Annotated in this window: 24 protein-coding genes, 1 tRNA gene and 1 pseudogene; 22 read left to right on the top strand and 4 right to left on the bottom strand. The window is 41.4% G+C overall.

Annotated features, from left to right (window positions below):
• The first annotated feature begins 111 nt into the window (after positions 1 to 111).
• From MHB79_RS12860 to MHB79_RS12840, 5 genes are all read left to right on the top strand, one after another.
• Complete coding sequence (locus MHB79_RS12860) at positions 112 to 720, top strand: succinate dehydrogenase cytochrome b558 subunit (RefSeq protein WP_003216544.1); 609 nt, start codon at positions 112 to 114, stop codon at positions 718 to 720.
• Positions 721 to 757: 37 nt separating this feature from the next.
• Positions 758 to 2,518, top strand: coding sequence for a succinate dehydrogenase flavoprotein subunit (sdhA, locus tag MHB79_RS12855; protein ID WP_003216403.1), 1,761 nt, complete (start codon positions 758 to 760; stop codon positions 2,516 to 2,518).
• Between the two features lies 1 nt (position 2,519).
• A complete protein-coding gene (gene sdhB, locus MHB79_RS12850; RefSeq protein ID WP_003216443.1) occupies positions 2,520 to 3,284 on the top strand; it encodes a succinate dehydrogenase iron-sulfur subunit in 765 nt (254 codons plus the stop codon).
• A gap of 121 nt (positions 3,285 to 3,405) precedes the next feature.
• Positions 3,406 to 3,867, top strand: coding sequence for an acyl-CoA thioesterase (locus MHB79_RS12845; protein WP_340989917.1), 462 nt, complete (start codon positions 3,406 to 3,408; stop codon positions 3,865 to 3,867).
• 78 nt (positions 3,868 to 3,945) lie between these two features.
• Positions 3,946 to 4,665 carry a biotin--[acetyl-CoA-carboxylase] ligase gene (locus MHB79_RS12840; protein ID WP_340989915.1) on the top strand — a complete coding sequence of 240 codons (720 nt, stop codon included), beginning with the start codon at positions 3,946 to 3,948 and terminating at the stop codon, positions 4,663 to 4,665.
• A gap of 27 nt (positions 4,666 to 4,692) precedes the next feature.
• On the opposite strand, the gene MHB79_RS12835 is transcribed toward MHB79_RS12840, so the two are convergent.
• The gene (locus MHB79_RS12835) at positions 4,693 to 5,823 is read right to left on the bottom strand and encodes a 2-methylaconitate cis-trans isomerase PrpF family protein (protein ID WP_340989913.1); all 1,131 of its coding nucleotides are present in this window, start codon (positions 5,821 to 5,823) and stop codon (positions 4,693 to 4,695) included.
• A 135-nt stretch (positions 5,824 to 5,958) separates the two neighbouring features.
• Here MHB79_RS12835 and MHB79_RS12830 point away from each other — a divergent pair, with 135 nt between their 5' ends.
• The 10 genes from MHB79_RS12830 to MHB79_RS12785 all read left to right on the top strand — a co-directional run bounded on the left by MHB79_RS12830 (position 5,959) and on the right by MHB79_RS12785 (position 13,522).
• Positions 5,959 to 6,819 (top strand): LysR family transcriptional regulator, encoded by an 861-nt coding sequence (locus MHB79_RS12830; RefSeq protein WP_061409004.1) that lies wholly within the window; start codon positions 5,959 to 5,961, stop codon positions 6,817 to 6,819.
• Between the two features lie 153 nt (positions 6,820 to 6,972).
• Entirely contained in the window at positions 6,973 to 8,289 is a 1,317-nt protein-coding gene (locus MHB79_RS12825) for a CitMHS family transporter (RefSeq protein WP_113387207.1), read from the top strand.
• Between the two features lie 205 nt (positions 8,290 to 8,494).
• Positions 8,495 to 8,719 carry a spore germination transcription factor GerE gene (gerE, locus tag MHB79_RS12820; RefSeq protein WP_003184172.1) on the top strand — a complete coding sequence of 75 codons (225 nt, stop codon included), beginning with the start codon at positions 8,495 to 8,497 and terminating at the stop codon, positions 8,717 to 8,719.
• Between the two features lie 149 nt (positions 8,720 to 8,868).
• Positions 8,869 to 9,309 (top strand): MarR family winged helix-turn-helix transcriptional regulator, encoded by a 441-nt coding sequence (locus MHB79_RS12815; protein WP_003216546.1) that lies wholly within the window; start codon positions 8,869 to 8,871, stop codon positions 9,307 to 9,309.
• 7 nt (positions 9,310 to 9,316) lie between these two features.
• Positions 9,317 to 10,135, top strand: a complete 819-nt coding sequence (racE, locus tag MHB79_RS12810; RefSeq protein ID WP_340989910.1) for a glutamate racemase — start codon at positions 9,317 to 9,319, stop codon at positions 10,133 to 10,135.
• Positions 10,136 to 10,236: 101 nt separating this feature from the next.
• Entirely contained in the window at positions 10,237 to 11,298 is a 1,062-nt protein-coding gene (locus MHB79_RS12805; RefSeq protein ID WP_212046196.1) for a GerMN domain-containing protein, read from the top strand.
• A 151-nt stretch (positions 11,299 to 11,449) separates the two neighbouring features.
• Positions 11,450 to 12,190 (top strand): ribonuclease PH, encoded by a 741-nt coding sequence (gene rph, locus MHB79_RS12800; RefSeq protein ID WP_340989908.1) that lies wholly within the window; start codon positions 11,450 to 11,452, stop codon positions 12,188 to 12,190.
• Positions 12,187 to 12,789 carry an XTP/dITP diphosphatase gene (locus tag MHB79_RS12795; protein WP_181185471.1) on the top strand — a complete coding sequence of 201 codons (603 nt, stop codon included), beginning with the start codon at positions 12,187 to 12,189 and terminating at the stop codon, positions 12,787 to 12,789. Before rph ends, MHB79_RS12795 begins: the two co-directional genes overlap by 4 nt.
• Before the next feature lie 14 nt (positions 12,790 to 12,803).
• Positions 12,804 to 13,328 (top strand): YfcE family phosphodiesterase, encoded by a 525-nt coding sequence (locus MHB79_RS12790; protein ID WP_137054886.1) that lies wholly within the window; start codon positions 12,804 to 12,806, stop codon positions 13,326 to 13,328.
• A 120-nt stretch (positions 13,329 to 13,448) separates the two neighbouring features.
• Positions 13,449 to 13,522: transfer RNA gene (locus tag MHB79_RS12785), tRNA-Arg, on the top strand.
• Positions 13,523 to 13,858: 336 nt separating this feature from the next.
• Here MHB79_RS12785 and MHB79_RS12780 read toward each other — a convergent pair.
• The 3 genes and pseudogenes from MHB79_RS12780 to MHB79_RS12770 all read right to left on the bottom strand — a co-directional run bounded on the left by MHB79_RS12780 (position 13,859) and on the right by MHB79_RS12770 (position 16,089).
• Positions 13,859 to 14,197 carry a hypothetical protein gene (locus MHB79_RS12780; RefSeq protein ID WP_050943626.1) on the bottom strand — a complete coding sequence of 113 codons (339 nt, stop codon included), beginning with the start codon at positions 14,195 to 14,197 and terminating at the stop codon, positions 13,859 to 13,861.
• Positions 14,198 to 14,213: 16 nt separating this feature from the next.
• Positions 14,214 to 15,765, bottom strand: a pseudogene (locus MHB79_RS12775) (T7SS effector LXG polymorphic toxin).
• 135 nt (positions 15,766 to 15,900) lie between these two features.
• Complete coding sequence (locus MHB79_RS12770; RefSeq protein ID WP_212046193.1) at positions 15,901 to 16,089, bottom strand: hypothetical protein; 189 nt, start codon at positions 16,087 to 16,089, stop codon at positions 15,901 to 15,903.
• A gap of 238 nt (positions 16,090 to 16,327) precedes the next feature.
• On the opposite strand from MHB79_RS12770, the gene MHB79_RS12765 reads away from it, so the two are divergent.
• From MHB79_RS12765 to dltB, 7 genes are all read left to right on the top strand, one after another.
• The gene (locus MHB79_RS12765) at positions 16,328 to 16,492 is read left to right on the top strand and encodes a hypothetical protein (protein WP_212046223.1); all 165 of its coding nucleotides are present in this window, start codon (positions 16,328 to 16,330) and stop codon (positions 16,490 to 16,492) included.
• A 177-nt stretch (positions 16,493 to 16,669) separates the two neighbouring features.
• The gene (locus MHB79_RS19040) at positions 16,670 to 16,843 is read left to right on the top strand and encodes a DUF4241 domain-containing protein (RefSeq protein ID WP_371475059.1); all 174 of its coding nucleotides are present in this window, start codon (positions 16,670 to 16,672) and stop codon (positions 16,841 to 16,843) included.
• 58 nt (positions 16,844 to 16,901) lie between these two features.
• Entirely contained in the window at positions 16,902 to 17,543 is a 642-nt protein-coding gene (locus MHB79_RS12760) for a DUF4241 domain-containing protein (RefSeq protein WP_340989906.1), read from the top strand.
• A 236-nt stretch (positions 17,544 to 17,779) separates the two neighbouring features.
• The gene (locus MHB79_RS12755; protein WP_321999447.1) at positions 17,780 to 19,042 is read left to right on the top strand and encodes a Kelch repeat-containing protein; all 1,263 of its coding nucleotides are present in this window, start codon (positions 17,780 to 17,782) and stop codon (positions 19,040 to 19,042) included.
• A gap of 253 nt (positions 19,043 to 19,295) precedes the next feature.
• Positions 19,296 to 19,445 (top strand): teichoic acid D-Ala incorporation-associated protein DltX, encoded by a 150-nt coding sequence (locus tag MHB79_RS12750; RefSeq protein WP_024427820.1) that lies wholly within the window; start codon positions 19,296 to 19,298, stop codon positions 19,443 to 19,445.
• A 14-nt stretch (positions 19,446 to 19,459) separates the two neighbouring features.
• Positions 19,460 to 20,965, top strand: coding sequence for a D-alanine--poly(phosphoribitol) ligase subunit DltA (dltA, locus tag MHB79_RS12745; protein ID WP_340989903.1), 1,506 nt, complete (start codon positions 19,460 to 19,462; stop codon positions 20,963 to 20,965).
• Entirely contained in the window at positions 20,962 to 22,146 is a 1,185-nt protein-coding gene (gene dltB / locus MHB79_RS12740) for a D-alanyl-lipoteichoic acid biosynthesis protein DltB (RefSeq protein WP_050943632.1), read from the top strand. The genes dltA and dltB overlap by 4 nt, the downstream gene beginning before the upstream one ends.
• The last annotated feature ends 19 nt before the right edge of the window (positions 22,147 to 22,165 follow it).

Raw genomic sequence — 22,165 nt, 5'->3', positions numbered from 1 at the left:
ACATAGGAGTAAAATGAAATTGTCAATAAATTTGAATAAAGTGCTTACAATTGAAAGAAGCGGGGGTAAGACAATTTTCAGCAATTGCACTTTTTACTAGGGGGTAAAGTAATGTCGGGGAACAAAGAATTTTTTTATCGGAGATTGCATTCTTTGCTTGGCGTCATTCCGGTCGGTCTATTTTTAATTCAGCACTTAGTGATTAACCACTTTGCGACGAATGGACCAGAGGCGTTTAACAAAGCTGCACACTTTATGGAACAGCTTCCATTCAGATATGCACTTGAGCTGTTCGTGATTTTCTTACCACTGATCTATCATGCTGTTTATGGGGTGTACATAGCCTTTACGGCACAAAACAATACGTCTCGCTTCAGTTACTTAAGAAACTGGTTGTTCAGACTGCAAAGGGTTTCAGGTATCATCACATTGATTTTTGTGACTTGGCATGTATGGGAAACACGAATTCAAGCTCAGCTTGGAGCTGAAGTGAACTATGACATGATGGCGAATATTTTAAGCTCTCCATTTATGCTAGGCTTCTATATTGTCGGCGTTTTATCTACTATTTTCCACTTTGCTAATGGCTTGTGGTCATTTGCTGTCAGCTGGGGAATTACTGTTTCACCACGCTCACAAAGAATCTCCACATATGTGACATTAGGTATATTTATAGCGCTTTCATATGTAGGGCTAAGAGCAATTTTCGCTTTTGTTTAAGAGGAAATAGATTAGTAGAAGAGGGAGAGGGGCTACAATGAGTAATTCTAGCATCATCGTTGTCGGAGGCGGCTTAGCTGGTCTCATGGCAACTATTAAAGCAGCAGAAGCGGGAACAGCTGTTAAACTATTTTCAATCGTACCTGTAAAACGTTCGCATTCTGTATGTGCACAGGGCGGAATCAACGGAGCGGTGAATACAAAAGGTGAAGGGGATTCACCTTATGAGCATTTTGACGACACGGTGTATGGCGGAGACTTCTTAGCCAACCAGCCGCCAGTTAAGGCAATGTGTGAAGCAGCGCCGTCCATTATCCATTTACTTGATCGGATGGGTGTGATGTTTAACAGAACACCAGAGGGATTATTGGACTTCCGCCGCTTCGGGGGAACACAGCACCACCGTACAGCATTTGCTGGAGCTACAACAGGCCAGCAGCTATTATATGCACTTGATGAGCAGGTTCGCCGCTATGAAGTAGCAGGACTTGTCACGAAATATGAAGGCTGGGAATTCCTTGGCGCTGTGTTAGATGACGAGGAAGTATGCCGGGGCATTGTCGCGCAGAACTTAACAACAATGGAAATTGAATCCTTCCGTTCAGATGCAGTGATCATGGCAACAGGCGGTCCTGGAATCGTGTTCGGAAAATCAACGAACTCCATGATTAACACTGGATCTGCTGCATCTATCGTCTATCAGCAAGGGGCTCATTATGCAAATGGAGAATTCATTCAAATTCATCCAACAGCGATCCCTGGAGATGACAAGCTTCGTCTCATGAGTGAATCGGCTCGTGGTGAAGGCGGACGTGTTTGGACATATAAAGACGGGAAGCCTTGGTACTTCCTGGAAGAAAAATATCCAGCATACGGAAACCTTGTACCGCGTGATATCGCAACACGTGAGATCTTTGACGTATGTGTCGAGCAAAAGCTTGGCATCAACGGAGAGAACATGGTATATCTCGATCTTTCTCATAAAGATCCAAAAGAACTTGATATTAAACTTGGCGGCATCATTGAAATCTATGAAAAATTCATGGGTGATGACCCGCGTAAACTTCCAATGAAAATTTTCCCTGCTGTTCATTACTCAATGGGCGGATTATGGGTTGATTATGATCAAATGACGAATATCAAAGGTCTATTTGCTGCCGGAGAATGTGATTACTCTATGCACGGCGGAAACAGACTTGGTGCAAACTCACTGCTTTCAGCCATTTACGGCGGAATGGTCGCTGGACCAAATGCTGTGAAGTACATTAGTGGTCTTGAAAAGTCTGCGGAAGACCTATCTTCTGCAACATTTGACAGCGCCGTGAAGAAAGAGCAGGAGAAATGGGACAACATCCTCGGCATGGACGGAACAGAAAATGCGTACGTGCTTCATAAAGAGCTTGGAGAATGGATGACGGATAACGTCACAGTTGTTCGTTACAATGACAAACTCTTAAAAACAGATCAGAAAATCGAAGAACTAATGGAGCGCTACAAGCAGATCAACATCAACGATACAGCTTCATGGAGCAACCAAGGCGCTGCCTTCACACGTCAGCTTGACAACATGCTTCAGCTGGCAAGAGTCATTACGATCGGGGCTTACAACAGGAATGAAAGCCGAGGCGCACACTACAAACCAGACTTCCCAGAGAGAAACGATGAAGAGTTCCTAAAAACAACGATGGCTACGTTCAAAGGAAAAAATCAAAAGCCTGCATTCCACTATGAGGACGTCGATGTATCGTTAATTGCACCTCGTAAACGAGATTACTCGAAGAAAAAGGTGGAGAAATAAGATGAGTGAAAAAAACACGATTCAATTCATAATCACACGTCAAGATACAGCAGATGGAAAGCCTTATGATGAAGAATTCGAAATCCCTTACCGCCCAAATATGAACGTCATTTCCGCACTCATGGAAATTAGACGGAACCCGGTCAATAAACAAGGGAAAAAAACAACGGCGATCAACTGGGATATGAACTGTCTTGAAGAGGTGTGCGGAGCTTGTTCTATGGTCATTAATGGAAAGCCGCGCCAATCATGTACAGCCTTGATTGACAAGTTAGACCAGCCGATTCGTCTTCAGCCGATGAAGACATTCCCGGTTGTGAGAGATTTGCAGGTTGATAGAAGCCGGATGTTCAATTCCTTGAAAAAGGTGAAAGCATGGGTACCGATCGATGGCACGTATGACCTTGGTCCTGGACCAAGAATGCCTGAGAAAAAACGTCAATGGGCTTATGAGCTTTCGAAATGTATGACATGTGGTGTCTGCCTTGAAGCTTGTCCAAACGTGAATGATAAATCTTCCTTTATGGGACCTGCACCGCTTTCGCAAGTTCGTTTATTTAACGCACATCCGACAGGTGCGATGAATAAGTCTGACCGTCTAGAAGAAATTATGGGAGACGGTGGTCTTGCGAACTGCGGGAACTCCCAAAACTGTGTGCAGTCTTGTCCGAAAGGAATCCCGCTGACAACGTCAATTGCTGCACTTAACCGAGATACAACTTTACAAGCATTCCGTAACTTCTTCGGAAGCGATCACGCAGAATAACATCACATTCAGTCCTCTTTGCCAATCATGATGAGTGTTTAAGAGGCTGGATGCAACATATAAACAAATGCCTCTTCCAATACGGGAGAGGCGTTTTGTTTCCAAATAAGGAGATGATCAAGTGAGATTGCCGTCATATATTGAAGAGCCGTTTGAAGAGTGGAGGGCATCCTTTCGATTTTATGTCGAAACCACTGTTCGTTTTTCAGAAACGGATATGTTTGGCCATATGAACAATGTCACCCCTTTTGTGTATTTTGAAGAGGCGCGCATTGCCTTTTTTCAAAAAACAGGAATTGTTGATAAACGGATGAAACGTGTGAGAGAGACCATGACAGTCGTCGCTAATCTGCAATGTGATTACATCAAGCAGGTAGAGATTGGAGAGAGGCTTCGTGTGTATGTCAAGCCGGAAAAGGTAGGATCAAGCTCACTCATTCTTCATTACTTAGGAGAAAATGAGCAGCAGGAACCATGCTTTACAGGGTCAGTCACGATGGTGCAAATTAGTAAAGATGCAGGCACATCTGTCCCATTTACTGAAGAAGAAAAAAAGACATTTCAGGCGCAGCGAAATGAGTAGCATGATGCCTTATCAACGTGCACACTTCATTTTGTTATAATAAAAGCATCATATCAAGAAGAAACAAGAGGAGAACACATGAAGATTTTTCAATATGACACCATTGATAGTACAAATAATGAAGCGAAAAGGCTCATGCAGCAAGGAGAAAAGCCCTCATTTGCTGTCTATGCACGCCAGCAGACAGCAGGAAGAGGCAGACTCGGGAGGCCATGGGAAACGCCTGTAGGGAATGTGGCGGTAACCATGACAGTCATGCCGCCAGAAGAACTCTCCACTCAATCAACGATCGCTCCGCTGACAGCACTAGCAATCTATGATGTGCTGAAACCACTCATGAGAGCGGACGATCAGCTGGCGATCAAATGGCCGAATGATATTCTCATTAATGAAGCAAAGGTATCCGGCACATTAATAGAAGCAGACCGCAGCGCCATTTATATTGGTGTCGGTATCAATGTAGAAACGAAGCCGGAGCATGTCCCGTACAAAACCATTTGCCTATCTGAACTGACAGAGCTAAAAGCCGATCAGCTTGTGAAGGACCTTGCCACGGCTTTTGAAAAATATCATACACGCTGGAAGAATGAAGGGTTTGAAGCACTCACTGCCCTCTATAACAAACGGTTATATCGACTCAACAAGCCGCTTCGCATTTCGTTAGATCGTGAAAAACAAACATGGGAAGAAGGCATTTGCAGCGGTGTTAACCGCTTTGGTCATCTTCAGCTAAAAGATGATAAAGGACAGATCAAAGCTCATTCTGCGGGAGATATTGATGCCCCGCTTCAACATTAAAAAAAGCAGACGATGTTCTCGTCTGCTTCAGGCTTCTCTTTTTATACGAGGCTGCACAATATAATCTTGTTTCGTAAAGACAACCCCGTCTAGGATTTCTCTTGCGGTTCGAATGACTTTGACTCTGTTTTGAGACACGTCAATGTCCGTTTGCATAATTCCGGCAGGATGCCCGATTCGAAGCGTATCATGTTGTCCATCATAAAGCTGTGCAGGAAGTGTTTGTTCCATAAAACAGCTGGCTGACACACAGACAGAGCCGGTAATGGCAAGCGCTTGGTGTGGTCTTTGCATTGATAGCATGCGTACGATGATGTCCATATCGGCTGCTCGTCTCATCACTCCATTTGTATCGACATAATCAGCAGGTTCGCTAATAATCGCAAGCTTCGGAACCGCTGGTGACTGTAATGTTGCCATGTCTTTTGGCGCAAAGTGACACATTTCAGCAGCGATGGAACGAATCTCTTCTAAATCATCCAGTAATGCGTCTGAAAATTCCTCAGGCAATTCGGTTCCTTTTAAATGAAGATCCTTCGCACGGACAAAGGCAATGGGATTTGCGATGTCAACGATCGAGATCGGAATCTCCCCGAATTTTGTCTGAATCATATCCATGCGGTTCCCTGTCGGAAAGGTTTTACCTGTTACAGCGCCTTCAGGTTTTTCAAATGATAGATAGATGGGAGATCCTGTCCCTTTTACTCCTGGAATTTCTACATCTCCCTCAAATTTCACTTCGCCGTTTTCAACCTCAACCTCTGCTACAATGACTTTATTGGTGTTGGTATTGAGGATACGTACAGTCGTAATGGGCTCAACCGCTTGAACAAGTCCTTTAATGATGGCGTATGGTCCAACCGCTGATGAGATATTCCCGCAGTTTCCTTTAAAGTCGACATATCTCTCATTGATGCTGACTTGTGCAAACGTATAGTTCACATCCACATCTGGACGTGTGGCTTTATCGATAATGGCCACTTTGCTTGTTAAAGAATTACCGCCGCCGATTCCATCGACCTGCAACCGGTCAGGGCTGCCCATAATGTCTAGTAGAAATGCCTCGAGCTCATCGTGTTCAAATGGTGAATTGTTTGCTTGAATGAATACCCCTTTACTTGTACCGCCTCGCATCATTGTGATTGGAACTTTTCTCATTGCTCTCACCCTCAATTTTTAATGAACTGTTTATCTAATCAAAATGGTAAAGTATAATAAGAAATAAGTTAAATACATTATTTTAAGAGGAATCAATAAAATTTTTTTATAACTAGTGAAAAAGGAGGGCACACCATGGATGAGAAAGACTGGCGGTTTTTAAAGGTGCTCTATGAAGAAAAGAACATCACAAAAGCGGCGGAAAAATTATTTGTCTCTCAGCCTGCCTTAAGCTATCGGTTGAAGCAGCTTGAAGAGGAGTTTGATATGAAGCTTTTCTTTAAAAGAAAACGAGGCATTGAATTTACGTCAGAAGGCGAGTACTTGGCTGCATATGCAAATGACATGCTCAAACAGCTTCAGCAAACAAAAGATGGCATGCTCAACATGCAAAAAAAGGTCAAAGGGACAATCCGGTTAGGGGTCTCAAGTAACTTTGCTCAGTATAAGCTGCCGGAAATTTTAAGAGAATTTTCTAAGCAGTATCCACATGTTCAATTCATGGTGAATACAGGCTGGAGCACGAAAGTCATGGATTTATTAGGCACATCAAGTGTCCATTTAGGGATTTTAAGAGGGGATTACGATTGGAATGGAGAGCGGTTTTTGCTTGATAAAGAGCGGCTTTGTATCATTTCAAAATCAGAAATCCAGCTAAAGGACCTCCCAAAGCTTCCGCTCATTGACTATCATACAGATAGTTCATTAAAACGATTGATTAACAGATGGTGGCAGGAAACGTTTACTATGCCTCCGCTTGTGACGATGGAGACAGACCGCCAGGATACATCAAAAGAGATGGTTAAGCACGGTTTAGGCTACGCCATTGTCCCGGAAATTTGCCTCAGACCAAGTGATGAGCTATTTGTAAAAGGTCTTTCGTATAAAGATGGACAGCCTGTTTTAAGAGATACATGGCTTATGTACCAGCCTGACTCCCTTCATTTATCTGTTGTGAAAGCATTCATCGAATTTTTAAGAAGCCAGCAAGGCTGATTATAAAAAGAATTTATAGAAGATACGAAAAAATCAATATTTTCATTATGAAAAAAGCTATTATATCCTTGAAATAGAAAGCGCTAACATTCAGATCACAAGTGCAAAGGGGCGCTTGCTGATCGTGTAAAGAAGAGGATGGAGGGATATATAGTGCTAGCTATTTTAGGGCTCTTAATGGTCGTGACTTTTACATTTCTTATTATGACAAAACGTATGCATCCGGTGGTGGCGTTAACCGTAGTACCGATCATCTTTGCATTGATTGGTGGGTTTTACAGTGGGTTAGGGGATATGATGCTCGATGGACTCAAAACGGTTGCGCCATCTGCTGCTTTATTGTTATTTGCCATTTTATTCTTCGGTGTCATGCTGGATGCTGGGCTGTTTGATCCACTGATTAAACTCATTTTACGTATTGTGAAAGGGGATCCTGTCAAAATTGCGTTTGGGGTAGCGATTTTGTCTATGCTTGTTGCATTAGATGGTGATGGGACGACAACTTACATGATTACCGTATCCGCTTTGCTGCCGCTTTTCTTAAGAATTGGGATGAACCCGTTGATTTTAGGAACGATTTCATTATTATCATTAGGTATTATGAGCGGTATGACCCCGTGGGGTGGTCCAGCTACTCGTGCAATTGCGGCGCTTGGCTTGGATGCAGCTGAATTTTTTATTCCATTAATTCCAACGATGGTAGCTGGCGGTCTATTCATCCTTTTTACTGCTTATGTGCTTGGGAAAAAAGAGCGGAAGCGAATTGGGGTTGCAGAAATTCAGTACAAAGAAGAGGTCTCGATCTCCCCTGAACTGGCAGCGTCAATCGAAGATGGCGTAGAAGATATAAAGAGACCGAATCTCATTTGGGTGAACTTCTTCTTGACGATTGCGGTGATGGCGACACTTGTTTTAGATATCGTACCGATTCCAGTTCTCTTCTTAATTGGATTTGTCATCGCTCTCATGATCAACTATCCAAAGGTTGAAGATCAGCGCGAGAGAATCTTATCGCATGCGGGAAATGCCTTAACGGTCATTACCCTTGTGTTTGCAGCAGGAATTTTCACAGGAATCTTTTCGGGGACAAAAATGGTGGAGTCGATTGCCAACTTGGTGATTTACTTAATTCCGGATTCTTACAGTTCATTTTTTCCGCTCATTGTGGCTTTAACGAGTATGCCATTTACATTTGTTCTTTCAAATGATGCTTATTATTTCGGGGTGCTGCCAATCTTGGCAGAAGCCGGCGCAGCTTACGGAATTGATCCAGTGGAAATTGCACGCGCCTCTATTATAGGACAGCCTGTTCATCTGCTGAGCCCTCTTGTGGCTTCAACGCTACTTCTTGTCAGTATGCTGAACAAAGATATTGGCGATTTGCAAAAATACGCATTGCTGTGGACCGTGTTAACTGCCCTTTTTACAACGCTTATTGCTTTGTTAACAGGAGCCATTTCTATCTTTTAAATACGTGTATGAAAAGGACGACGTCTCGGGTAGGAAACTCGTCCTTTTTTGTGCGGATAAAACCGTACAAAATGGACGCTCATATGCAGGAATTCTCGATTTTAACGTCACCTACCTCGGGCAGCCGGCATATGATATCTCGACTATACAGAATCCCATTCTATAGAGACTAGAGCTCTCACCTTAGCAAGGAGGGTTACAATACTTGAAGGAGAAAGAGTTTCAATCCAAGCCGCTATTAACCAAAAGAGAAAGAGAAGTATTCGAATTGCTCGTCCAAGATAAAACAACAAAAGAAATTGCAAGCGAGCTTTTTATTAGCGAAAAGACTGTTCGAAATCATATTTCGAATGCCATGCAAAAGCTAGGAGTCAAAGGTCGTTCACAGGCCGTAGTCGAGCTTCTGCGTATGGGTGAGCTAGAGCTCTAAAGTCAGCCGGTTTTCCTTCCACTCTAGGAAGGAACCGGTTATTTCTATATGGTTTCCATGAGTCTCTTCTTGCATTTTCTCTGAAAAACGAGGAAAATAGGAATGTACGTTTTAATCAAAGTGAGATGCTATAGTGAGGTATCAATGAAATGGAAACGAATGAGTTCGACCATGTAGCAGAGATTGAAAAATCATTGCGCCATATTGCTGCAATTATTAAGCAAAAAGGCAGAGAAATCCTGAACCAATATACGATTACACCTCCTCAATTTGTAGGGCTTCAGTGGCTTTATGAATTCGGAGATATGACAATAGGTGAGCTATCACAAAAGATGTATTTGGCTTGCAGTACAACCACCGACTTAATTGATCGAATGGAAAAAAGTGAACTTGTCGAACGAGTAAAAGATCCTTCTGACCGCCGCGTGGTTCGCATTCATTTATTGCCTGAAGGCGAGCGGATCATTCAAGAAGTGATTGTTAAACGCCAAGAATACGTCAGTGAACTTCTAGGGGCTTTCTCAGAAGAAGAAGCCATCGTTTTCAATCAATCCTTAACGAAACTACAGCAGCAAATGAAAAGAAAATGAGGCGATTTTGTTGGATCAACCAATCGGCGTCATTGATTCCGGCGTCGGCGGTTTAACCGTTGCAAAGGAAATCATGAGACAACTGCCAAAAGAAAAAATCATTTACGTAGGCGATACAAAACGGTGCCCGTATGGCCCTCGGAAAGAAGAAGAGGTTCTTCAATATACTTGGGAAATGGCACACTACTTATTAAGACATCATCATATTAAAATGCTCGTCATCGCATGCAACACAGCGACGGCGATCGCACTAGATGAAATCAAAGGAACGCTTGATATTCCGGTCATTGGCGTGATTCAGCCCGGCGCCCGCACAGCCATCAAGGTGACAAACAATCAGCAGATTGGTGTCATTGGTACAGCCAATACGATCAAAAGCGAGGCATACAAAGAAGCTTTGCTATCCCTAAAAGCAGGACTAGCGGTTCAAAGCCTGGCATGTCCGTTGCTTGTTCCCTTTGTGGAAAGCGGGACGTTTTTAGATCAGACAGCAGATGAAGTGGTGAAAGATTCCCTTGAACCGATGAAAGAAACAGGAATTGATACACTCATTCTTGGCTGTACACACTATCCAATTTTAAAAGAGTCGATTCAGCGCTTTATGGGCAGTGATGTGAGCATCATTTCATCAGGGGACGAGACAGCGAGAGAAGCAAGTACGATTCTTTCCTATAAAGGGCTGTTAAATACCTCTAAAGAAGCGCCTGTTCATACATTTTATACAACAGGGCAGCAGCAAAATTTTGAAAACATCGCTCGTGACTGGTTTGGCTACCTGCCAGGGAGGGTCGAAACCGTATCACTCGAACACGTCTATCAGCAATAACCCCCTTCTATTTGAAGTGGGTTATTTTTTTATGAAAAGGGTCTAATCCGCAGGAGGAGCTCGTATACATAGTAGTACAAACTACTAGAGGAGGGTGAAGTATGCTGAAAAAAGGATCTACAGCAGCTGTGACGTGTATCGCGTCAGCCATGCTTTTGTCAGGATGCGGATTGTTTCAAACAGACCAAGCGAAAACAGAGATTGACCCGCCACAAAACGTCACATATGTGAAAGAAAATAAAGAAGAGAAACAAACAGCGAAAGAAGGAAAAGAAGAGAAGAAGGCAGATACAGTCATGAGAGAATTATATTTAATTGATAAAAACGGGTATGTCGTTTCTCAATCCATTCCACTGCCGAAAAATGAGGGGAGTGCCAAACAAACCTTAGAATACCTCGTGGACGGAGGACCGATTTCTAACCTCATGCCAAATGGATTCCGGGCTGTTTTGCCGGCCGACACGAGTGTATCTGTCGACATTAAAGACGGAACGGCCGTAGTAGATTTTTCAAATGAATTCAAAAACTATAAAAAAGAAGACGAACAGCGCATCCTGCAATCGGTCACTTGGACGTTAACGCAGTTTGATTCTGTCGCCAAAGTCAAATTGAAAATGAATGGTCATGAACTAAAAGAAATGCCTGTGAACGGCACACCGATTTCAGATGATTTAAGCAGAGAAGACGGTATTAATATTCAGCACGAGGCTGCCGCTGATATGACATCGACAAAGCCAGTGACAGTTTATTACTTAGCTGAATCTGATGAACAGACGTACTATGTTCCTGTGACCAAAAGGGCGCCAAAAGATGAGGATGATCAAATTACAGCAGCCATTGATGAGCTCGTCTCTGGACCAAGCAAAAAAAGCCATTTGCTCACAGACTTTGATCAAGATGTAAAGCTGAATGATATCCCGAAAGTAAAAGACGGACATGTGACACTTGATTTCAACGAATCCATTTTCGGCAGCGCAGATGAAAAGAAAAAGGTGATTTCACAAAAAGTTCTTGATAGCATCGTGCTCACATTAACAGAGCTGCCGGACGTCAAAAGCGTATCCGTTAAGGTAAACGGCAAGGCTGAGCTTGTGAACGAAAAAGGAGCAGAGCTGACAAAGCCGGTTTCAAGACCAGAACAAGTGAATACAGGTAGTTTTTAACGGCACACATTGATATAATGGAGAAAAAGAGGCATGCATATTCGCTGCCTCTTTTTTATTCCAAGCGATTAGAACGAGCCGAGGTTGTCAAAGTTAGTAGGAGAACCCCGCTGGCATCCGCGCGGAATGTATTTTGTAACGGAGGTAAATCATGAGATTAGATGAAAGACACTATGACGAATTAAGAAAAATTGAAATAGAGGCAGGCTACATTACGCATCCAGAAGGCTCTGTCTTAATCTCAGCGGGCAATACGAAGGTGATTTGTAACGCATCCATCGAAGACCGCGTACCTCCTTTTTTAAGAGGGCAAGGAAAAGGCTGGATTACAGCAGAATATAGCATGCTTCCAAGAGCAACCGCTCAAAGAACCATTAGAGAATCATCTAAAGGAAAAGTGACAGGACGTACAATGGAAATTCAGCGATTAATTGGACGAGCACTCCGTGCAGTCGTTGATTTAGAAAAACTTGGCGAACGCACGATTTGGATTGACTGTGATGTCATTCAAGCAGACGGGGGCACACGCACAGCATCTATTACCGGTGCTTTTGTCGCCATGACGCTTGCGATTCAAAAGCTTCGAGCAGAAGGTGTCATCAAACAAAACCCGATCACTGATTATTTAGCGGCGATATCCGTCGGAATTGATTCTCAGCAAGGTCTTCTGTTAGATTTAAATTATGAAGAAGATTCTTCAGCTGAAGTAGATATGAATGTCATCATGACAGGCGCTGGACGCTTTGTTGAACTTCAAGGCACAGGCGAAGAAGCGACATTCTCAAGAGAACAGCTAAACGGACTGCTTGATTTAGCCGAAAAGGGCATCAAAGAATTAATCGAAAAGCAAAAAGCAGTGACAGGAGAAGTCATCGTAAAGAGAAGGGTTTGATCAGGATGAAAACAGCCATCATTGCAACGCACAATGCGGGTAAAGCGAAAGAATTCAAAGCCATTCTTGAGCCAAAAGGATTCACGGTCAAAACACTAGCAGACATCGGCTTTACTGAAGAGATTGAAGAAACAGGACAAACCTTCGAAGAAAATGCCATTATCAAAGCCGAGGCGATTCAAGCCAAAGCAGGTGAAATGGTCATTGCAGACGATTCCGGTTTGTCGATTGACTATCTTGGCGGAAAACCTGGCGTATATTCAGCGAGATACGCTGGTGAACATAAAAACGATGCTGAGAATGTAGAAAAAGTGCTGAGCGAGCTTCAAGGCATTGAAAAAGAAGACCGTACAGCTAGATTCAGATGTGCCCTTGCTGTCAGCATACCGGGTAAAGAAACAAAGACGGTAGAAGGATCAGTAGAAGGTTTCATCGCAGAGGAACCAATCGGCGAAAACGGCTTCGGATACGACCCAATTTTCATCGTCAAAGACAAAGATCAGACGATGGCCGAGTTATCACCAGAGGAGAAAAACAAGATTAGCCATCGAGCGGTCGCGCTTCAAAAGCTTTCATCACTGCTAGACGCAAATGAATAAGGGGGAATGAAGCCATGAAGATACTCATCATTAGTGACAGTCATGGACTCACAGACGAACTTCAAACCATTGCCAAACGGCATGCGGCTGAAGTCGACATGATGATTCACTGCGGAGATTCAGAACTCGAAACGAACCACCCAGCTCTCGAAGGATACAAGGTCGTCAAAGGAAATTGTGACTTTATGGGCGATTTTGAAGAAGAGCTCCTGCTTTCACTTGATGGAGGCGGAAAACTATTTCTCACTCACGGACATCTGCATGGCATCAAACAATCCTTGCTTCAAGTCTACTACCGTGCAGAAGAGCTAGGCGCAGACATCATCTGCTTTGGCCACTCGCACATCCCAGGCAGTGAGCTGCTAAGAGGAAAACTGCTCATTAACCCAGGCAGCGTGCACCTGCCAAGAGTGCGTAAAGAGCGCAGCTACGCTATACTGACACTAGATGGAAGCGAAGCGAACGTACAGTTTTTCACAGACGAAGGTCAAGCCATACAAGACCTCGAAAACACTGTCACATTGGAAGGTATTTCATAAGGGTGCAGCATTTGCCCCTTATGAAAAAACTTTCGAAAAACCGTTGACTTTAAAGAACAATAGTAATATAATAAATCTTGTCGGTGAGGTACTCACCAAAAAAACACTACATAACAACATGTCCCAGTAGCTCAGCTGGATAGAGCAACGCCCTTCTAAGGCGTCGGTCGGGAGTTCGAATCTCTCCTGGGACGTACTAATGTAAAAGCTTGAAATCCTTGATATGAAAGGATTTCAGGCTTTTTTGTTTCTTGGAATATAAGTTCGTTTATCGCTTCAAATTAGGGTTTTGGGAGCGGGTTGGGGGCGAATTTGTTTTTAAGTATTTCCGTCCTATTTTTGTATCAAAGAAGCTATCAAGATGGGTGGCTGATTTCTGATTAGCTTCTTCAATGACTATGAACGTAAATGGCTCAAAATCAAAAATGTATAAATTGAAAATGGGCTTATATGTAGGGTTGCTACTAAATATATTGAGGTAAAGCAAAAACAAACGAAAAGCCCTTCCAATTTGGAGGGGCCTTCCTTTGTTAATTATCACTGTCCAATTCCCATAATTTTTGACCGTCTGCTAAATATACTGCATTTGGTGTATCTTTATAAAGTGAAATTTCAATTAAGGAACTTTTTTCTTGCTTTAACCAATCGTATATATCACAGTCGTTATTAGCGGGGGGCGATAAGATGTTATTAACTTGAAATGCGACTGCGTCATACTCTGTATAATTGACATCATCATCTTCCAATCCGTTATCTGTTTCATAAAGTGTGTCAGATTCCCCAATAACTTTTAAACCGTTTTTCCATTCTAAAATCAAATCGTTATTTTTATATTTTCGTAATGCTGAAATTAATGGATCATATCCCATTCGAATCCTCCTTAATTTATGGTTTTAAAGGCTCTGATGGTACTATATGAGCGCCGTTTTTGCTGTAGTGTATTAAGCCTCTAAGTCTCCACATACTTACCGGTATCTTTATCATAGTATTTTCCAATCACTTGGCCAAAGTCTACTCTTTCTTTGTGCTCACCTATTTTTGTACCTTTCCCAGCGAACTTATCTAGCAATTCTTGTGCTGTTTTATTATCTCCATTGAAAATGCTTTTATTTGGACGGCCATTCGCAACTTCTTGCTTATAGTTAGGTGCATCAGGAATATGTTTCTCTTGAGCTCCTGGTTTTACCTTTGCAGGGAAACCATTTACTTCACGATACGGACCTTTTGGTACGGAGTGTTTGCCGAAGGAAGGTGTTTTAACAATCTTCTTGGCTACTTTCTCTCCTTTCATTATTTTAAATACGTATTTTCCAACTTTAGCGATTTTAGCTCATGGTATCATGTACAAGCTTGATACTAGACGGTCCATGTCAGCGACTTTGTCACCTGTTACAGGGTCTCTCCCTGTGATGACTCGAATGGCATCATTTATTCCTGTAAATTCAACCGCTGTATTTAAGATGTTTGAGGTTTGTTTCAAGTCGGAAATCTTTGTGATGCTTTCAATATTCACTTTGTTTTGATCCGATATTCGTAACCGATACAGCATTCCATCTCGAATAACTTCAACTGTTTTGGCATTTGCGAAGTCAATCTTTTCATTTGTATTATATACTTTTCTATTTACGATCACGGCGTTTTGATTGATTTTATTAGATGGTTTCTTCTTCACAACCGTATCCACATTCGATCGCTCTTTTTCATTCAGCTTCTTGAGCATGATCATCATTGGGTTTTCTTTAGGGTTGTCTATTTTTTCATTCAATCCGTTGATGGTGCTCTTGATTTTTTCTTCTGTTCCATCTTTGAAAATAGAGCCCTTTTGATAACTGGTCATCTCAATTTTCGGGCCAGTGAACATCGTACTTAAAGTGTCTATGTATTGCTTCATTGTGTGAAGGGAACTTTTTGTTTCATTTAGTGCACTTGTTTGTTCTCTGTCAAAAACATGAAGTAGTCCAATGGTTTTGGACGTCTCAAGCCATGCTTTTTGATAGCTTTGTTGGAAAGTAGATTCGTTTACATGAGGCAAATGCACAATATGGTTTACTCTGCAAATGGCTTGATTCACATCTGATACGATATCAGAAATGGCCCGTTCGGCTTTTTTTAACCCTTGGTCAAGCTCGTGTTCAATGAATGATTGAGAGATAAAACCATTCGGGTTTGATTCAAAAGCATGAAGTGCCTGTTTTGTCTTTTTTAGCGCACCACTGTATTCTTCAATGATGATCTGAAAGAATTGCAAAAAGGGAATGTGACACTCCAAATAAAAAGCTTTTATCGCTTGTCCAGCTTCTCCCTTTAATGCGTCATCCAAGGAGATGATTTGATTGATTTGTTTTTCTAGGGACTTAACATTATGTGATTGCTGCTTCAACTTGTTCAGCGTTTGGTCAATTCCATTCTTCAACTCAAAGACCTCAAGGGTTTTCATACCATTCTCCTTTAATTTCTCTACTCATTTACTTCCCTCTTTTTAATTCTAGTTGTTTTGCTTTAATGTAGAACTTTGAGAGTGTTCACATAAAGAAAGGGAGCTGCATAGACGACAGCTTCCTAGATGAAGAGTTCAACTATTCTTTTTTCTGTAGTCTTTCACTAAGCTTGAAACCACTAAACCCATAACACTAAAAGCCACAATATAAAATAAAACATTTGTTACAGGTGTATCAATTTTCCCTAAGACCATCACAAGGGCGATAATAGCGCCGGGTAAAGTAATTAATAACATTTTGGATGGTTTGCTTTGCTGTGTCACTGAATGACCTCCTGATTGATCCATTATCTAGATATTTTAGTTAATTTTAGCATATAGAGATTATATCAACAATATAAGGGAGGGAAGCAACCCTCTTATAGAGCGAAACAAAGGAAACCCACTTCTGCTTGTGGTCGAAATCAATCTAGACTTGCGTATATCTGATTTTGTGGAAATTATTTCAATAGAACCTTTTGTGTAATAAAATGTATATGATATACAAAGGGGTGATATGGCGGTGAAGCATTTTTTAACGGCAATCGTAGTGGCTATCATTGTGGGGATCATTGTTTATGCTGCAGATGATCGTTTAAGTATGTTTCCGTTGATGCTGATTTTAGCGGTTACGATCTATATCGTAAGCAGGATTAGCGAAACATTTATTAAGAGATATTCAAAATAAAATAGTTAATAACACAGCCCCTCCATTGGAAGGGCGTTTTTTAATGAACCTTCCATTTATTTTTAACTAATGAAAAAGACATCGCAAAGGGATAAATGTTCAAAAGAGGAGAATATTCATTTTCCAACTAAAAAAATTAAAGTGTATAGTAGAAGGAGAACCCTTTCATAGAACTGTTTGGAGAAAAGTTATGAGGATACAAGAAGCTGGTTAGTCACGCGCTTTCAGGAGAAAGTTGATTTAGCGATCTTTTCTACTCGTTTTGGTGATGGCGTATACCCAACCTTTTGGGGGATGGACGAGAATGGAGATGAAACTTGTCTCGTTACAGATTTTTTATTGACGGAATAAATGGGGAAAAAGCACATAATCCCAAACGCCCTAGAAAAACAATGAAAGGAATGGTCACTTGTACAACATCAATCCAACAAACCTACTATATGAAAATGGAGAGAAATCAAGCAGCTCAGAAGGTGATCAATTATTCGCCAAACAGTTAGGCCATATCGAGATCACTAGCGGTCATATCGTTGCATGTGATCCTTTTGTTTCTGAAGGAGACCAATCGTTTACGAGGAAGGTTGCTCTAGGAAAATATCCTATTCTACTTATAGTTAAGCGGTTGCAAAGCGGTGACGAACGCGTTGCCTATGCAATGATCAAGTTCACAAACGAGCAAGCAACAGAATGGGAGCTTGCCACAAGAGCAGGGCAAGAACTCAATCAATTGAAAGAAGACGAGTTCTTCGGCTACGGTGTAAATACGGGAATGGGTTGTTTCATGGATGCGGAAGCAGCACGATATTTACAAGCTTATGAGGATAAACGGTATAAAGAGGACAATGATTTCTATCTTTATGAAGAATTTGCAGAAGCGCTTGAGCAAAACTACAAGCACACATGGGACTGGCTCGTCGCCCGTTTTCATGACAAAGTGGACATTGCCATGTTTACAACAGGCTTCGGCGACGGGATGTATCCAAGCTTTTGGGGGCTAGATCAAAACGGAGAGCCCGCTTGCCTTGTGACGGATTTTTTAATAATGGACTGAGAAGAAACCCATGAATCATGGGTTTTTTTGATGGAGATATAGAAAAATATGAGTAACGCCTGCAATTAATTAACATAAATATGAAATAATTCTAATGCGGAAGTCTAATTTTAGAAATTTATAGGCGCATTGGGGAGACGGTAAGTAAATAAATATATATAAGTAACAAAAACATGGAAAAAATAAATAACTATCCGATATTTGTTATGTAAACAAATTGAAGGAGTGTGTTTATCTTGAAAAAATGGTTTTTTATTTTCATTTTATTAATTTCTGCATTAATTTATCCATTACAATCAATAAAAGCAGAAAAGGCAGATATTCTTGAATGGGAAAAACGAGCAGAATTGCCAGCTGCAAGAGTAGGAGCTGTAAGCGAAGTATATGATGGGAAAATCTATGTAATAGGTGGAATAGGTTCAGGTAAAGCCAATTCTAATACTACTTATGTATATGATCCGAAGTTAGATAAATGGTCAGAAAAAGCTAGTATGAAAACAGGCCGTATGGGTGCTGCTAGTGTTATTGTAGGGGATCATATATATGTAATGGGTGGGAGAACAGATCAAGGGTTTTCAAATAGCGTAGAAGTTTATAACATCAAAATGGATAAATGGGAAGAGGCAGAAGACCTCCCATTTGAATTGAAAATATCTGCTTTCGATTTATACGCAGGTGCTATAGATAATAAAATCTATGTTTTGGGTTATAATAAACCGTTAAAGCACGAGAATTACAGCAGTAACACGTATAGTTACGATATAAAAACAAAAGAATGGACAAAGAAGAAAAAATTTGAAAAAGACGCTCCTGCTGGAAATGCTGTAGTTATAAAAAATAAACTCTATGTTTTATCTGGACAAGCAACGTTTGAATATGATCCATCAATAGATCAGTGGACAAGTGTAGGGTCTGGGGGAATTGGGCGTTATTATAGTGCATTCAATTTTGAAGATTATATTATAAGAACAGGTGGAGTTTCTAAAGTTACACTCTATGATAAGCAAACTAAGACATCAAGAACTGTCCCTAATTCTTCTGCTCCTTATCGTATGGGGCATGTATCCGCCATTATTGATGATACACTTTATGTAATTGGAGGTATTCCACAGAGTAATGATGCTCCTAACTACGCTAGGGACGATTTCAAATCTAATTTATCTATTTCATTAAAAAGTCTTAAAAACAGTGACACTACAGCTCCTCCAGGTGACAAAGACCCGGATCCAGCAACACCACCAAAAGACGGTGCAACCGATGAAGACGGAGATGCTCTCCTCATCATCACTATGGTCAATGGTTTGCAAAAAGAGTATGACCTCTCCATGAAAGAGGTCAACGCCTTCCTATCCTGGTACAAAAAGCGTGATGCCGGGGAAGGACCAGGGTTTTATGAGATTGACGAGCATGACAACAATAAAGGTCCCTTTGAAAGTAAAAAGGATTATGTGGTGTTCAAAAATATTCTCATGTTCGAAGTCAATAAATATAAGAAGTAATTAAAATCAAAGCCAGCTAGGTAAACTAGGTGGCTTTTGTGTTTATTCGACAGCTTTCAGCAATTTTAAGGCAAATTTAAGCTCGGATTTTATTTCAAATGTATTAAATCTTTGTTACAATGAGACAGCTTTGCTCAAAAGAGACGTTCCAAGGTTCGACATCTTTTTCATGATTTCTTAAAATTTTTATGTTTTGATATGAAACTCTTTTAATGATTCATGCGTCTCTATAAGTGTCAAAAGAAAAGAGGTTATCAATATGCTATTCAAAAAGCTATCAGAAAATAAGTCTGTAAAATGGATAGGATATACGAGCTTTTACTTACTTATTTTGCTATTATTGTTCTTTATTTACGGATTCCACACAGCTAATACGGGATCATTCATTTACAACGATTTTTAATTGGAGATTAAACTATGAAACTATTACACACGATTCAAGAATACCAACAAACGAAACCAACACAGCCAGCATTTGTTTCTCAACATGCTTCGATCACATATGATGAGCTTTGGCATCTATCAGACCAAATGGCTGGTGCGATCGATGCAGTCGCTACAGATAGTGCACCTGTCATTGTATACGGTCATATGGAGCCAGAGATGCTCATTTCTTTCTTAGGCAGTGTGAAATCAGGTAGACCATACATTCCGGTCGACATCTCAATCCCTGCCGAGCGTATCGTCTCAATTATTGAAAGCTCAAAAGCCAGTCTGTTGATTTGTGCAAATGAGCTGAATGTACTAGATGTAGAAGAACACATTGAAGTGAAAAGTGCGGCATCTCTTTTAGCTCTTGAAAAAGAAGCACCACCATCCTCGCAGTGGGTTCAACAGGATGATGTTTTTTACATCATTTATACGTCTGGCAGTACCGGAAAACCGAAAGGCGTTCAGGTAACAGCCAATAATTTAGAAAGCTTTACAGAGTGGATGTGCCGTGACTTCCCAATTGGCGAGGGACGCATGTTCTTAAATCAAGCACCATTTTCTTTTGACTTATCAGTGATGGATTTGTATCCAGCGCTTCAATCAGGCGGCACGCTTTACTGTTTAGTAAAAGATCTAGTGAATAAGCCGAAGGATATGTTTGCAGCACTTGGTCAATCTGACGTTGAAGTGTGGACATCAACACCTTCCTTTGTGCAAATGTGCTTAATGGACCCTTCCTTTACAGGGGAGCTTTTACCAGAGTTGAAAGTTTTCTTGTTCTGCGGAGAGGCACTTCCTGTAACTGTAGCAAGTGCACTCCTTGAGCGTTTTCCAAAAGCGCAGGTCTTTAATACGTATGGTCCGACTGAAGCAACTGTTGCGATCACATCGATTGAAGTCACGCAGGCCATTCTTGATCAGCACGATTCTTTACCAGTCGGCTATGCCAAACCGGATACAGATATCGTCATTTTAGATGAAGAAGGCAATGCACTTCCTGATGGTGAAAAAGGGGAAATTATCATCGTGGGGCCAAGCGTCACGAGAGGCTACTTAGGTGAACAAGCCTTAACAGATAAAGTGTTCTTTGAATACGAAGGGCGCCCTGCTTACCGTACAGGTGACGCAGGTGTGACGCAGGATGGTTTGATTACATGCCACGGCCGTCTGGACTATCAAATTAAGCTGCATGGATACCGAATGGAGCTTGAAGAAATTGAATATCATGTGAGCGAGACAACGTATGTCAATGCTTGTGTGATTGTGCCGTTCCAGCCAAACGGTCATGTGGAGTATTTGATTGCAGCCATTGTCCCAGCAGCGCATTCATTTGAAAAAGAATATCAGCTGACAAGTGCGATTAAGAAAGAAATGGCGGATTCACTGCCAGCGTACATGATTCCAAGAAAGTTTGTCTATCTTGAGCAGCTATACATGACGCCAAACGGGAAGGTTGACCGTAAAAGAATCGCGAAAGAGGTTCTTCTATGATTCCGTTTAGTTCATTCTTTTTCTTCATTCTAATTGGTGTTCTTCTTTTGCCGACGATCATTCTTGGTCTTCGCGGCAAAAGAATGCAGGGCTACAACATGTTTGCAACGGTTGTGGCACTCGCCCTTATTTTCTCTAAGGATGCACATGGCGCGCTGCTACTCTTCTTGTTTACAGTGTGGCAAGTCTTGATCATCCGCCTGTACCTTTCGTACCGGTTGAAAGCGAATCAAGCGTCTGTTTTCTATATGGCAGTGGTGGCATCGATTTTGCCGCTTGTGCTATCAAAGGTTTTACCGTTCTTTTTAACTCATCAGCCGCATCAACCGCCGCCAATGAACTGGCTGAGCTTTTTAGGGATCTCGTACTTAACATTTAAAGGTGTTCAGTTAATTATCGAGACAAGAGACGGCTTGATTAAGAAGAAAATGCCGATTCATCGTTTGGTCTATTTCATTGTCTTTTTCCCGACGATTTCATCAGGTCCGATTGATCGTTACCGCCGGTTTGAAAAGGATATGGATACGCCGCCTGAAAAGGAAGCGTACAGTGATCTTCTATACGCCGGTATTCATAAAATTTTTATCGGCTTCTTATACAAGTTCATTATTGGTTATCTGATTCACACGTATATTCTCATGAATATTCATCACATTAGCAGCAGTCACTTTGTTCAACAGTTAACATATATGTATGCGTACAGTATGTATTTGTTCTTTGACTTTGCTGGTTATACAGCATTTGCTGTTGGTGTGAGTTATATGATGGGCATTAAATCACCAGAAAACTTTAACAAACCGTTTATCAGCCGGAACATTAAAGACTTCTGGAATCGCTGGCACATGTCCCTGTCCTTCTGGTTCAGAGACTACGTGTTTATGAGATTTGTGTTCTTTATGACAAAAAAGAAGTGGATCAAGAACCGTATGGCTGTATCAAATATTGGGTACTTTGTCCTCTTTCTATTGATGGGTGCTTGGCATGGTCTAGCCCTTCAATATATTATTTACGGACTATATCACGCAGTTGTGATGTCCGGTTACAATTTATTCGAGAAATGGAATAAAAAACACAAGTGGTGGCCGGATAATAAGGTCACAATGGTTGTGTCGATCATTATTACATTCCATGTGATTTGTTTCGGATTTTATATTTTTTCAGGAAAACCATTTCATCATTAATGATTAAGGGAGTAGAAAA

The sequence above is a fragment of the Bacillus sp. FSL M7-0558 genome (assembly GCF_038003245.1).
GTDB lineage: Bacteria > Bacillota > Bacilli > Bacillales > Bacillaceae > Bacillus > Bacillus pumilus.
Note: the sequence above shows the minus strand (reverse complement) of the source record. Positions and strands in the feature narration are given on the sequence as shown.